Consider the following 13,020-nt stretch of genomic DNA (forward strand, 5'->3'; position numbering starts at 1 on the left):
CGCCAAGCGCGGAGGCTGTTCAGCGCCGGTCGCGCAGAAATTCGACCACGGTGGCCTGATCGCCACTGAAGATCACCCGGGAGTCCTTGCTCTCGCGCTGATAGGCGTACATGGGGTCGTAGTATTCCGCCAGCAGTCCCTCGATCCAGCCACGATGGACCGCGACGTCGCCCGAGCGCTCCTGCTCCGCCAGGGCCTCTTCAAGAATGGCCGACAGGCGCTGGAAGCGTTCCCCGCCCAGACGCTTGGCGATACCGGAAAGACTCTTGCGCAACTGCTCGGCGAACAGCGCGAAGCCCTGCTCGGGGCCGTGCAGGCCGATGAATTCCGCCGCCAGGTCGATGACATAGTCGCGCAGGATGCGCTCGATGCGGTTTTCCCGGCTGTCCTCCAGCCAGACCAAGGGGTACTGCTGCATGCCCTGGTGCAATTCCAGCGGCAGGGAGCAGCGACCGACCAGGCGCGACTCGTCTTCCAGCACGAATTGCGCCTGCCCTGCATGGCGACGCCGCAGCAGGTCGATGGCCAGGCTGTTCTCGAAATCGATCTGCCCCGGCTGCGGCGTGGCGCGCTTGCCGAAGCTGGAGCCCCGGTGGTTGGCGTGGCCTTCGAGATCGACGGCGTTGTCGAGCTGGGCCACCACTTCGGTCTTGCCAGTGCCGGTCATGCCGCCCACCACCACGAAGCCGCACTCGGCGAGCGCCTGCTGCAGCGTGTCGATGAGGAAGGTGCGCATGGCCTTGTAGCCCCCTACCACCCGCGGATAGGCGATACCGGCTTCGCTGCGCAGCCATTCCTGGCTGATCTGCGAGCGCAAGCCGCCACGGAAGCAATAGAGATAGCCCTCGGGATGCGCCTGGGCGAAGTCGGCCCAGGCCTGGATGCGCGCCTCCTTCACTGTCCCGGACACCAGCTGATGACCCAGTTGCAACGCCGCCTGCTGACCCTGCTGCTTGTAGCGGGTACCGACGCGCTGGCGTTCCAGGTCATTCATCAGCGGCAGATTGGTCGCCTGGGGAAAGGCGCCCTTGCCGAACTCCACGGGGGCGCGGACATCGACCAGGGGAATATCGCTCAGGAACAGCGCCTGCAGGTCGCGGGCATCCTCACGCTGGCTCATCAGGCCACCTCGACCGCATGGGCGCGCCGGTCCACCAGTTGCCCTATGGGTTGCAGGGCCAGGCCCAGTTCCGCGGCGACGGCGAGAAATTCCGCCTCGCCCTCGGGCGCCACGGCCACCAGCAGGCCGCCGCTGGTCTGGGGATCGCACAGCAGTTGGCGGCGGTCTTCGGCCAGCGGGGCGATGCGGCTGCCGTAGCTGTCGAAGTTGCGCTCGGTACCGCCGGGCACGCAGCCCTGCTGGAGGTAGAACTCCACCCCTTCGAGGCGGGGGATGGCAGCGAAGTCGAGTTCGGCGGTGAGGCCACTGCCGTCGGCCATCTCCACCAGGTGGCCGAGCAGGCCGAAGCCGGTGACGTCGGTCATCGCCGTGACCCCGGCCAGGCGGCCGAAGCGACTGCCAGGGCGATTGAGCTGGCACATGGTGTCGCGCGCCAGATGGCGATCCTCGGGCCGCAGCAGGGCGCGCTTCTCGGCGGTGGTAAGGATGCCGATGCCCAGCGGCTTGGTCAGATAGAGGCGACTGCCCAGGGTCGCGGTGTCGTTGCGCTTGAGATGGCGCTTTTCCACGATCCCGGTGACGGCCAGGCCGAAGATCGGCTCGGGGGCGTCGATGGAATGACCGCCGGCCAGGGGAATGCCGGCCTCGTCGCAGACCCGCCGCCCCCCGGCGATGACCTCGCGCGCCACTTCCGGCGGCAGCACGTTGACCGGCCAGCCGAGAATGGCGATGGCCAGCAGCGGATCGCCACCCATGGCGTAGATGTCGCTGATGGCATTGGTGGCGGCGATGCGGCCGAAATCGAAGGGGTCATCGACGATGGGCATGAAGAAATCGGTGGTGGAGACCACCCCGCGCTCGTCATCCAGGCCATAGACCGCCGCGTCGTCGCGCGAGGCATTGCCCACCCACAGCCGTGGATCCAGGTGCTGGGCGCCGCTGCCGGCCAGGATGGTCTCCAGGGTCTTGGGGGCGATCTTGCAGCCACAACCGGCACCGTGGCTGTATTGGGTGAGGCGAATGGGATCGGTCATCGTTACTCCGGTTCAGCGGTGGCGCTGGTTCGACAGGCAGCGCGAAGGGGCGTAATAGTAGCAAATGCCCGTCTGCTGGCGGGCACCGGCCGCGCTTAACAGATCGCCCGCCAAAGCAAAAGGGCTGTTTTCCGAGGGTAATCCACAGTTGCTGTGGATAACCTCGTGGAAAACCTCCAGCTGACCCCGGACAAGCGAGCGGCGGTGCGGCGATTAACGAACTGGCGATTTTTTAGCCGGTCCGCCAACTATTTTTTCCCGCTGCAGGGTAGCGAATGGAAGCGCCGTGCGTTATGGCCAGGGTGCGCTAGCATTGGCGGTTTCCCCGGTCATAGCAGTGCTCATGTCTTCCTCAGCGACTTCCCATCTCACGTCCTGGCAACGCGGCCTGCTGCTCGCCAGCCTCATGCTCATCGCCCTCAACCTGCGCCCGGCCCTCTCCAGCCTGGCGCCCCTGCTGCGGCAGATCGAGGCCAGCACGGGCCTGTCCAGCAGTGCCATCGGCCTGCTCACCACCCTGCCGGTGCTCTGCCTGGGGCTGTTCGCGCCCCTGGCTCCGCGCCTGGCGCGCCGCTGGGGCAGCGAACGCACCCTGGGCGCCATCCTGGCGCTGCTCGCCTGTGGCATCGTCCTGCGCAGCCTGCTGCCGCCCCTTGGGCTGTTTCTCGGCAGCCTGATCGCCGGCGCCTGCATCGGCATCCTTGGCGTACTGCTGCCGGCCCTGGTCAAGCGCGACTTTCCCGCCCAGGCCGGCCAGTTGATGGGGCTCTACACCATGATGCTGTGCATTGGCGCCGCCGTGGCCGCCGGGGCCACCGCGCCCCTTGCCGAAGCCTTCGACGGCCACTGGCAGCCCGCCCTCGCCGCCTGGGCATTGGTCGCCGTGATCGCGCTGCTGGTGTGGCTGCCACAGCTGCGCCAGGCGCCCACGACCGCACCGGCGCGGGGTGCTGGGGGTTCGCTGTGGCGCAATCGGCTGGCCTGGCAGATCACCCTCTACATGGGCTTGCAGTCGTCGCTGGCCTATATCGTCTTCGGCTGGCTGCCGACCCTGCTGATGGATCGCGGCCTGGGCATGGTGCAGGCCGGCCTAATGTTGTCGGGCTCGGTGATGACCCAGCTGGTCAGCGCCCTCACCGCCCCCTGGCTGGCGACCCGCGGCCAGGACCAGCGCCTGGCCATCGTGGTGGTGATGAGTCTGACCCTCGCCGGCTTGCTCGGCTGCCTGTACGCCCCCGTCGGCAGTCTCTGGCTGTGGGCGGTGATCCTCGGCCTGGGCCAGGGCGGCACCTTCAGCCTGGCCCTCGCCCTGCTGGTGCTGCGCTCGCGGGATGCGGAAACCGCCGGGCGGCTGTCGGGCATGGCTCAGGGCGCAGGCTACAGCCTGGCCTCGCTCGGTCCGCTGCTGGTGGGCATCATCCACGACGCCACCCACGGCTGGGCGCCCATGGGCGTGCTCTTTACCCTGATCGCCGTGCTGGCCACGCTGTTCGGCCTGGGCGCCGGGCGCACCCGCTACGTCAACGACGTCTAGCGGCGATAGAGCCCGGCGGCCCGATCGGCTTCGGTCTGCAGCCGCGGCGCGCGGATTCCCGCCTCGCGCAGGGCGCTCTGCCAGGCTGTGGCCTGGTCGCCGCCGAGGGTCACCGCCACATCGCCATTGAGCGCCAGGGCCGCCGCGAGGCGGGCGATCCAGGGTTGCTCTGGCGCCCGCTCCAGGGCGGACAAGAGCAGCTGGCCGTCGCGCTGCAATTCCTTGAGCAGGGTGGCGGCGCTCGGCAACAGCTCAGGCAGGGGCTGGCCGGCCTGCAGCCGTTCGGCATGCAGGTAGCCGCGACGATTGCCACGGGTGATGCCATAGAGGGTCAGCACCGTCTGCGGCTCCGCCAGTTGCAGCACCAGCAGCCCCTGCTGATCATCCGGCCCATAGAGCATGGCCTCGCCCAACAGGCTGTTGGCGATGACACTGCTGGCGCCGCAATCACGCCCCTCGCACCAGTAGAGCAGCGTCGCGCCCTGCTGCTGCAGGCGCTGCCGTTCGCTGTCCAACCGTGCCAGCGGCGGATGACCGCTGGCCAGTTCGAAGGTCTGGGTCAGCAACTGGCCTTCCAGCTGCAGCGAGTCCTCCAGGCGCAGACGACCGCCAATGCGACTGACCGGTCCCAGTGGATAGAGGCGTTCGGCGCTGGCCGGTCCGCTTTCGCGCACGAGCTGGGCATGATCCATGGGCGCGATCTCCGGCAATACCTCCGCCTGCGCCATCCCGGTGGACAACAGCAGGCCGATCAGCAGAGAGCGTCGAACGGAGGAAAAGCGCGGGCAAAACGGACGGCTAGGCATGCCGCATTATTCGTCGCGCCCGGTGCCGGCGGCAAAGAAGGCATTGAAACAATCTGCGACGGCCTGGGCGCCCGCGGCATCGTCCAGATGCAGATGGTGCCCGCCCGGCAGTTCATGGAGACGGACATTCGGCTGCTGCCGCGCCAGACGCATCGCCTCGGCATGGGGCGCCACCAGGCCGCCCGTGGCCACCACCAGCGCCGTCGGGCAGCGGACGGCGCCCAGGCAGGCGGCGGCCTGTTCCGGCGTGAAGCGGATCCGGCTGGGCAGGCGCAAGCGCGGATCGGAGCGCCAGGTGTAGCCGCCGGGCACCGCCATCAGGCCGCGCTCGGCAAGCAACTCGGCGGCTTCGCGACTGACCGTCAGGGCGCCCTTCAACCGCGCCGCCACGGCGTCTTCCACTGTGGCGTAGACCGGCTTGCGCCGATTGGGCACTTCCAGTTCGGCGAGCAGGGCCCTGCCCAGCTTCTCGGCGACCTCCTCCGCCGGCGTGGTGTAGGGCAGCAGGCCATCGATCAGCGCCAGGCGCTCGATCTGCTCCGGCAGGGCGGCGGCGGCGATGACGCCAACGATGGCCCCCATGGAATGCCCGAGCAGGCCGAAGCGGTCCCAGCCCAGTTGCCGGGCGGCGGCGAGCACATCCAGCCCATAGTCCTGAATGGCATAGCCGACGCCCGCGGGGCGATGTGCCGACAGGCCATGTCCGGGCAGGTCCAGCGCGACGATGCGCAGACCGTGCAGCCGCGGGGCGAGCTGGGCGAAGGTCATGGCATTGTCGAGCCAGCCATGCAGCGCCAGCACCGGATAGCCGTTTTCCGGACCGAACACCCGGGCGCTCAGCTCGATATGGGGCAGCTCCAGGCGCAACTCCTGCACCTGGGCGGTCATGCGCTGGCCTTCCCTGCCAGCCAGACGCTGGTCATGGCTAGGAGGCGTCCCGTTGCAACGGCACCACGGCCACGGTCAGGCGCGAGACGCAGGTCACGCGTCCCTCCTCATCGCTCAGACGGATATCCCAGACATGGCTGCTGCGCCCCAGATGCAGGGGCCGAGCCACCGCCGTCACCCGCCCGGACCGGACCCCGCGCAGGTGGTTGGCATTGATTTCCTGACCCACGCAATAGAAGCGCGAGCGATCCACACAGAGCATGCTGGCGATCGAGCCCACGGTTTCCGCCAGGGCCACCGAGGCGCCGCCATGCAGCAGCCCCATCGGCTGATGAGTACGGCGGTCGACCACCATGCTGGCGGTCAGGCTGCTGTCGTCCCAGGCCTCGATGCGCATGTCCAGGTGTTCGGCCAGGGTGTTCTCGAGCGCACGCTCGAGGTCCGCGGGATCCGGAAGGGTCTGCCAGATGCTCATGTACTTTCCTTGCAAGGGCGTCAGCCGTGGAAGCGACTGACCAGATCGAAACCGCCGGCCAGGGGCAGTGGCGCTTCCAGGCACAGCAGGGAGGCGGTGCCCATGGCCACCGGCGCCTGCCGATGACCGTGCAGCAACCAGCCGGCCAGTTCACCGACGAAGGGGTTGTGGGTGACCAGCAACAGCTCCTCCACCTCCAGCAGCGCCAGTTCCTGCAGGGCATGTTCCGGCTCGCCGTCGGGCGTGGCCCAGGAGACGCTGCGCACCTCGCCCGGCCAGCCCAGTTGCTGCCGGACCAGGGCCGCCGTCTGCTGCGCGCGCACATAGGGACTGGCCAGGATGAGCTGCAGCTTTGCTTCCTGCAGCTGCAGGGCGCTGCGCAGCACCTCGGCGCGACCGGCCGCAGTCAGCTCGCGCACCTCGTCGCTCGGCGCTCGCGCTTCGGCTTCACCATGGCGCAGCAGCCAGAGCCTCATGGCGCGGTGGCGGAGCGGTCGTCGGGTTGCGCGGTGGCCGGCCAGTCGGCGAAGGGCCAGGGCTTCACTTCGCTGGCGAAGGTGCCGAAGCGGACGATCTGCGCCAGATAGGTGCCCAGAGCGGCGCCGAAGGCGATCAGCCCGGGATTGGCCTCGCCCTTGATCAGGCGCACCACCAGCTGCACCAGTACCACCACCGCCAGCACGTACTGCGCACCCAGCCAGACGAACAGGAACAGCAGCATCCAGATCAGGCGCAGGCCCAGCAGCTCGCGGGAATGCTCGGGTTGAGACATGGGAATTCCTCTTTTCAGACAGTGTAGCGGCTCAAGTAAAAAGGGCGTCCGCCACATCAACATCGGTCTTGGGTTCGCCGCCCATCAGGGCCTCGATCACCTGGCCCAGACTGCGACCCTCGAACAGGATCGCATAGAGGCCGTTGACCAGGGGCATGTAGACGCCCAGCTCATCCGCTTTTTCCTTGAGCACGCGCAGGGTGTTGACGCCCTCGGCGGTCTCGCCGATCTGCGCCACCGCCTCGTCCAGGGTCTGTCCCCGACCGAGGGCATGGCCCACTCGGTAGTTGCGGCTCTTCTCCGACGAGCAGGTCACGATCAGGTCCCCCACCCCGGCCAGGCCTAGGTAGGTGATGGGATTGGCGCCACGCTGCACGGCGAAGCGGGTCATCTCGGCCAGGGCGCGGGTGATCAGCATGCTGCGGGTGTTTTCACCCATTGCCAGGGCCGCGGCCATGCCGGCGATGATGGCGTAGACGTTTTTCAGGGCACCGGCCAACTCCACGCCGAGGCGGTCGGCGCTGGCATAGACACGGAAGGTGCGACCGTGCAGCGCCGCCTGGACCCGCCGGCAGACCTCTTCGTCTTCGCTGGCCACCACCGTGGCGGTGAGCTGATGCTCGGCGATCTCGCGGGCGAGGTTGGGCCCGGAGATGATGCCGATGCGCGCCCGCGGCACGATTTCCGCGAGGATCTCACTCATCAGCATGAAGGAATGCGCCTCGATGCCCTTGGTGGTGCTGACCAGAAAACGCCCTTCCAGTTGCGGGGCAATGGGCGCCAGCGCCTGGCGCAGCGCGCTGGACGGCAGCGCCACCAGGATCAGTTCGCAGCCCTGGATGGCGCCCTGCAGGTCGCTGGTGGCCTCGACCGCGGCGTGCACCTTGATGCCCTTCAGATAGCGCGGATTCTCGCGCTCGCGACGGATGGTCTCGGCCTGTTGCGGATCACGCATCCACAGGCGCACCGGCAGCCCGTTCTCGGCGACCAGATTGGCCAGGGCGGTACCGAAACTGCCGCCGCCCAGGACGGCGATGGGGGATTGGACTGTCATCGAAACTCTCGGCTTCACCGCGATCGCGCGGCCTCGTCGCCAGTATACGGTAGCCGCTCGCGCGGCCCAGGATGGAGAATTGACTGCGGAAAGTGCACAATGGTCCGTTAACGAGCGGGGCGCTGGCCTGTGACTTTCCCCATGCCCCGGCAGTCTACTGCTACACGAAGCCATACCCAGAGCGACCATTGGAGTCGCCAGAGCCTGGACCTAGGCCAGCTACAGGAGCTTGCATGACCAAACAACACGCCTTTACCTACGAAGACTTGCTGCGCTGCAGCCGTGGCGAGCTCTTCGGTCCGGGCAATGCCCAATTGCCCGCACCGAACATGCTGATGATTGATCGGATCGTGCATATCAGTGAGGTAGGCGGGAAATACGGCAAGGGCGAACTGGTGGCGGAACTCGATATCCGTCCCGACCTCTGGTTCTTCGGCTGCCATTTCGAAGGCGATCCGGTAATGCCGGGCTGCCTGGGCCTGGATGCCATGTGGCAGCTGGTCGGTTTCTACCTTGGCTGGCAGGGCAATCCGGGTCGCGGTCGCGCCCTGGGCTCTGGTGAAGTGAAGTTCTTCGGCCAGGTACTGCCGACCGCCAAGAAGGTCACCTACAATATCCATATCAAACGCACCATCAACAGGTCGCTGATTCTCGCCATCGCCGATGGCACCGTAAGCGTGGACGGCCGCGAGATCTACTCCGCCGAAGGTCTGCGCGTCGGCCTGTTCACTTCCACCGATAGCTTCTAAGGGCTTTTCGCATGCGTCGCGTCGTCATTACCGGTCTGGGTATCGTTTCGTGCCTGGGCAATGATAAAGACACCGTTTCCGCCAACCTGCGCGCAGGCCGTGCCGGCATCCGTCACAATCCGGAATATGCCGAAATGGGTCTGCGCAGTCAGGTTTCCGGTTCCATCGACCTGAACCTCGAAGAATTGATCGACCGCAAGGTCAAGCGCTTCGTCGGCGATGCCGCTGCCTACGCCTATCTGGCGATGGAGCAGGCGATCAAGGACTCCGGCCTGGCCGAAGACCAGGTTTCCAACCCCCGTACCGGCCTGATCGCCGGTTCCGGTGGCGCTTCCACCTTCAACCAGATGGAAGCCCTGGACATCCTGCGCGAGAAGGGCGTCAAGCGCGTCGGTCCCTACCGCGTGACCCGGACCATGAGCAGCACGGTTTCCGCCTGTCTGGCCACCCCCTTCAAGATCAAGGGCCTGAACTACTCCGTAGCCTCGGCCTGCGCCACCAGCGCCCACTGCATCGGCCTGGCCATGGAGCAGATCCAGCTCGGCAAGCAGGACGTCGTCTTCGCCGGCGGCGGCGAGGAAGAGCACTGGACCCAGAGCATGCTGTTCGATGCCATGGGCGCGCTCTCCAGCGACTACAACGAGACGCCGGAAAAGGCCTCCCGTGCCTACGACAGCAAGCGTGACGGTTTCGTCATCGCCGGCGGCGGCGGCATGGTGGTGGTCGAGGAACTCGAACACGCCCTGGCCCGTGGCGCCAAGATCTACGCCGAGATTGTCGGCTACGGCGCGACCTCCGATGGCTACGACATGGTCGCCCCGAGCGGCGAAGGCGCCATTCGCTGCATGCAGCAGGCGCTGTCCACCGTCGATGGCGAGATCGATTACCTGAACACCCACGGCACCTCCACCCCGGTGGGCGACGTGGCCGAGATCAAGGGCGTGCGCGCTGTGTTCGGCGACAAGGCTCCGGCTATCAGCTCGACCAAGAGCCTGTCCGGCCACTCCCTGGGCGCGGCCGGTGTGCACGAGGCCATCTACTGCATGCTGATGATGGAAGGCAACTTCATCGCCGGCTCGGCCAACATCGACGAACTGGATCCGGAGGTCGCCGATCTGCCGATCCTGCGCGAGACCAAGGAAGACGCCAAGCTGGACCTCATCATGAGCAACAGCTTCGGCTTCGGCGGCACCAACGCCACCCTGGTCCTGAAGCGCTGGCAGGGCTGACAGCCCTCGCTTGTGTGACCCAAACGGCGCCTCTGGCGCCGTTTTTCATTTCCGCCCCCTGCCCGGCTGAACCGGTCACAGGCCCCGCGGTCGAAGGCGCCGGCACTTCGCCTGCGAACCTCCAGGAAGAATGGATTCAGCAGCGTGAATAGCTTAATCTCGCGCCGCTTCGCTGTGTCTGCGCAGCCGCCCTAGACAGCGCTGTCTGGCCATGCCGGGCAGAAACAAGAAACTGTAGTACCCATGGAGCCCCAATGCACAATCAAAACCAGAGCTACCGCGGACCCTTGATCGTCCTCACCATGCTGTTCTTCATGTGGGGTCTGATCACCTCACTGAACGACATCCTCATTCCCCACCTCAAGGCGGTCTTCACCCTCAGCTATCTGCAGGCCTCGCTGATCCAGTTCTGCTTCTTCACCGCCTACTTCATCGTGTCCTTCCCGGCAGGTCGCCTGGTGGAAAGCCTGGGCTACAAGAAGGGCATCATCGTTGGCCTGCTCACCGCCGGCGTCGGTTGCGTGCTGTTCTACCCGGCAGCCGGAGCCCAGTCCTACGGCTTCTTCCTGACCGCCCTGTTCGTGCTGGCGGCCGGTATCACCGTGCTGCAGGTGGCAGCAAATCCCTATGTCACCATCCTCGGCAAGCCGGAAACCGCAGCCTCGCGCCTCAACCTGACCCAGGCCTTCAACTCCCTGGGTACCACCGTCGGCCCGCTGGTGGGCGCGGTGACCATCCTGGCACTGGTCGGCGAAGACTCCGCCGCCCACTCGGTGCAGCTGCCCTACCTGATCCTGGCCGGCATGCTGGTGGCCCTGGCAGTGATCATCGGTCTCTTCCGCCTGCCGCAGATCAAGGACACCGAACAGGACAACGCCACTGACGAAAACGCCCTGACCGCCAGCAGCGTCTGGGCCTATCGCCACCTGCTGCTCGGCGTGGTCGGCATCTTCATGTACGTCGGTGCGGAAGTCTCCATCGGCAGCTACCTGGTGAGCCTGATGGAAAGCCCGGACGTGGCTGGCCTGAACGCCGCCACCGCCGCCAAGTACCTGTCGCTGTACTGGGGTGGCGCCATGATCGGTCGCTTCATCGGCGGCGTGATCATGACCAAGGTACGGCCGAATCTGGTGCTGACCTTCAACGCCATCGCCATTGGCGTGCTGCTGGCCATCGCCGTGCTGCAGGGTGGCAAGGTCGCCATGTGGGCGTTGCTGGCCATCGGTTTCTTCAACTCCATCATGTTCCCGACGATCTTCTCCCTGGCGCTCAAGGGCCTGGGCAAGTTCACCTCCAAGGGTTCGGGCCTGCTGTGCATGGGTATCGTCGGTGGCGCGCTGGTGCCGGCCATCCAGGGCTACTTCGCCGACACCATCGGCCTGCTGCCCTCCTTCCTGATCCCGCTGGTCTGCTACCTCTATATCCTGTTCTACGGCGTGATGGGCTATCGCCCCACCCTGCGTCGCTGATCCTCCCCCGAAGCGCTGGCGGCCTGCCAGCGCTTCGCCCCTCCTGCCGCTACCCGCCCCCCCCCTATCCCTCTGCCTCGACAACCCGGCTGCGACCAGGCTGCCTGGCGGTTCGTACGCGTCTGTCCGACGCTCGCGGGTGATTCCCTCAGCCCCTGCCAGCCCTTCGGCAAGAGGGCGCTCGCAAGACCCGCCCAGGACGCCCTGCCGCCCTTCGCCCTAGCCCGGCTGCCACTCCGCCCGTGATGGAGCTACCGCCCTGACACCCTGGCCGTCACCCTGAACCCCGTCGACTGACCGCTCGGCACTCTCAGCCAGGCACGCCACCGCTACCCTCTCCGCACCGAATCCTGGGCAAAAGAAAACGCCCGTATCTTTCGATACGGGCGTTTGGTCGTTACCGCAGGACCGCTCCAGGAGCGGCCTTGCGTCAGGCTCAGGCAGTCTGGCGAGCTTCCTCGACTTCGACGGCGTTCGGGCCGCGAGCGAGTTCGGTCTTCAGGGTCTGCTCGTCCAGCTGGCCGCACCACTTGGCGACCACGATGGAGGCCACGCCGTTGCCGACCAGGTTGGTCAGGGCGCGGGCTTCGGACATGAAGCGGTCGATACCCAGGATCAGCGCCAGGCCGGCGACCGGTACGTGACCGACGGCGGACAGGGTGGCGGCCAGCACGATGAAGCCGCTACCGGTGACGCCCGCAGCACCCTTGGAGGAGATCAGCAGCACCAGCAGCAGGGTGATCTGGTGGGTGATGTCCATCTGGGTATTGGTGGCCTGGGCGATGAACACCGCAGCCATGGTCAGGTAGATGGCGGTACCGTCGAGGTTGAAGGAGTAGCCAGTGGGGATCACCAGGCCAACCACCGACTTCTCGGCGCCCAGCTTCTGCATCTTGGTCAGCATGCGCGGCAGGGCAGACTCGGAGGACGAGGTACCCAGCACGATCAGCAGTTCTTCACGGATGTACTTGATGAACTTGAGGATGCTGAAGCCGTGCAGGCGCGTCACGGTGCCCAGCACCAGGAGCACGAACAGCAGGCAGGTGATGTAGAAGCAGGCCATCAGGTAGCCCAGCTGCACCAGGGTGCCAACACCGTATTTGCCGATGGTGAACGCCATGGCACCGAAGGCGCCGATGGGGGCGAGCTTCATGATGACGTTGATGATGTTGAAGAAGACATGGGAGATGCGGTCGATGAAGTTGAACACCAGTTGACCGGTCTCGCCCAGGCGATGCAGGGCGTAGCCGAACAGCACGGCGAAGAACAGGACCTGCAGGATCTCACCAGTAGCGAAGGCGTTGACGACCGTCGAGGGGATGATGTTCAGCAGGAAATCGATGGTGGTCTGCTTTTCCGCGGCAGCGGCATAGGCCGCGATGCCCTTGGTGTCCAGGGTGCTGACGTCGACGTTCATGCCGGCGCCCGGCTGGACGATGTTGACCACGATCAGACCGATCAGCAGCGCGATGGTGGAGAAGATCTCGAAGTACAGCAGCGCCATGCCGCCGGTCTTGCCCACGGCCTTCATGTTCTGCATGCCGGCGATACCGGTCACCACGGTGCAGAAGATGATGGGTGCGATGACCATCTTGATCAGCTTGATGAAACCGTCGCCCAGGGGCTTCATGGCAGCGCCGGTCTGGGGATAGAAGTGGCCGAGCAAGATGCCCAGGACGATCGCCAGGATCACCTGGAAGTAGAGACTCTTGTAGAGCGGCTGCTTGACGGGCACCTTGGGCGCGGGAGCTGTGGTAGTTGTTGTTGTATCGACGGTTGCTGTCATGGCTCGATCCCTTGTGGCCACTGCCTGACGTCCTGTCTGAGTGGGCACTGCTGAAAGTGGCTCTCTCATCCTGAGAGCTTTTTGTTGTGGATCCGGTGGCCGTG

13 protein-coding genes are annotated in these 13,020 nt (G+C 66.1%); 4 read left to right on the forward strand and 9 right to left on the reverse strand.

Annotated features, from left to right (window positions below; all coding sequences use genetic code 11):
* Positions 1-19 precede the first annotated feature (19 nt).
* Together mnmH and selD are read right to left on the reverse strand one after the other, a co-directional pair.
* Positions 20-1,120 carry a tRNA 2-selenouridine(34) synthase MnmH gene (gene mnmH / locus AABM56_RS15830; RefSeq protein ID WP_347883477.1) on the reverse strand — a complete coding sequence of 367 codons (1,101 nt, stop codon included), beginning with the start codon at positions 1,118-1,120 and terminating at the stop codon, positions 20-22.
* Positions 1,120-2,154: a selenide, water dikinase SelD gene (gene selD / locus AABM56_RS15835; RefSeq protein ID WP_133862483.1), complete on the reverse strand. Its 1,035-nt coding sequence runs from the start codon at positions 2,152-2,154 to the stop codon at positions 1,120-1,122. Before selD ends, mnmH begins: the two co-directional genes overlap by 1 nt.
* A 343-nt stretch (positions 2,155-2,497) precedes the next feature.
* Here selD and AABM56_RS15840 point away from each other — a divergent pair, with 343 nt between their 5' ends.
* Positions 2,498-3,688: an MFS transporter gene (locus tag AABM56_RS15840; protein WP_347883478.1), complete on the forward strand. Its 1,191-nt coding sequence runs from the start codon at positions 2,498-2,500 to the stop codon at positions 3,686-3,688.
* Here the strand turns inward: AABM56_RS15840 and AABM56_RS15845 are convergent.
* From AABM56_RS15845 to AABM56_RS15870, 6 genes are read right to left on the reverse strand one after another with little or no spacing between them, the layout of a single operon-like run.
* Positions 3,685-4,494 carry a DUF4892 domain-containing protein gene (locus tag AABM56_RS15845; RefSeq protein WP_133862484.1) on the reverse strand — a complete coding sequence of 270 codons (810 nt, stop codon included), beginning with the start codon at positions 4,492-4,494 and terminating at the stop codon, positions 3,685-3,687. The two genes, AABM56_RS15840 and AABM56_RS15845, sit on opposite strands and share 4 nt — an antisense overlap.
* 6 nt (positions 4,495-4,500) lie before the next feature.
* Complete coding sequence (locus AABM56_RS15850; RefSeq protein ID WP_347883479.1) at positions 4,501-5,382, reverse strand: alpha/beta hydrolase; 882 nt, start codon at positions 5,380-5,382, stop codon at positions 4,501-4,503.
* Positions 5,383-5,419: 37 nt separating this feature from the next.
* Entirely contained in the window at positions 5,420-5,857 is a 438-nt protein-coding gene (locus tag AABM56_RS15855; RefSeq protein ID WP_133862486.1) for a hotdog fold thioesterase, read from the reverse strand.
* 20 nt (positions 5,858-5,877) lie between these two features.
* The gene (sixA, locus tag AABM56_RS15860; RefSeq protein WP_347883480.1) at positions 5,878-6,333 is read right to left on the reverse strand and encodes a phosphohistidine phosphatase SixA; all 456 of its coding nucleotides are present in this window, start codon (positions 6,331-6,333) and stop codon (positions 5,878-5,880) included.
* The gene (locus AABM56_RS15865) at positions 6,330-6,635 is read right to left on the reverse strand and encodes a DUF4389 domain-containing protein (RefSeq protein WP_263258936.1); all 306 of its coding nucleotides are present in this window, start codon (positions 6,633-6,635) and stop codon (positions 6,330-6,332) included. Before AABM56_RS15865 ends, sixA begins: the two co-directional genes overlap by 4 nt.
* Before the next feature lie 25 nt (positions 6,636-6,660).
* Positions 6,661-7,683 carry an NAD(P)H-dependent glycerol-3-phosphate dehydrogenase gene (locus AABM56_RS15870; RefSeq protein WP_133862489.1) on the reverse strand — a complete coding sequence of 341 codons (1,023 nt, stop codon included), beginning with the start codon at positions 7,681-7,683 and terminating at the stop codon, positions 6,661-6,663.
* A gap of 233 nt (positions 7,684-7,916) precedes the next feature.
* Here AABM56_RS15870 and fabA point away from each other — a divergent pair, with 233 nt between their 5' ends.
* The 3 genes from fabA to AABM56_RS15885 all read left to right on the forward strand — a co-directional run bounded on the left by fabA (position 7,917) and on the right by AABM56_RS15885 (position 11,130).
* Positions 7,917-8,432 (forward strand): 3-hydroxyacyl-[acyl-carrier-protein] dehydratase FabA, encoded by a 516-nt coding sequence (gene fabA, locus AABM56_RS15875; RefSeq protein WP_058761548.1) that lies wholly within the window; start codon positions 7,917-7,919, stop codon positions 8,430-8,432.
* Between the two features lie 11 nt (positions 8,433-8,443).
* On the forward strand, positions 8,444-9,661 hold the full coding sequence (fabB, locus tag AABM56_RS15880; protein WP_133862490.1) for a beta-ketoacyl-ACP synthase I: 1,218 nt from the start codon (positions 8,444-8,446) through the stop codon (positions 9,659-9,661).
* 254 nt (positions 9,662-9,915) lie between these two features.
* Positions 9,916-11,130: a sugar MFS transporter gene (locus tag AABM56_RS15885; RefSeq protein ID WP_273807724.1), complete on the forward strand. Its 1,215-nt coding sequence runs from the start codon at positions 9,916-9,918 to the stop codon at positions 11,128-11,130.
* A gap of 436 nt (positions 11,131-11,566) precedes the next feature.
* Here AABM56_RS15885 and AABM56_RS15890 read toward each other — a convergent pair whose 3' ends face one another.
* Positions 11,567-12,916 carry a dicarboxylate/amino acid:cation symporter gene (locus AABM56_RS15890; RefSeq protein ID WP_133862492.1) on the reverse strand — a complete coding sequence of 450 codons (1,350 nt, stop codon included), beginning with the start codon at positions 12,914-12,916 and terminating at the stop codon, positions 11,567-11,569.
* Positions 12,917-13,020 lie beyond the last annotated feature (104 nt).

This window comes from Pseudomonas aestiva (assembly GCF_039908605.1).
GTDB classification, from domain to species: domain Bacteria; phylum Pseudomonadota; class Gammaproteobacteria; order Pseudomonadales; family Pseudomonadaceae; genus Chryseomonas; species Chryseomonas aestiva.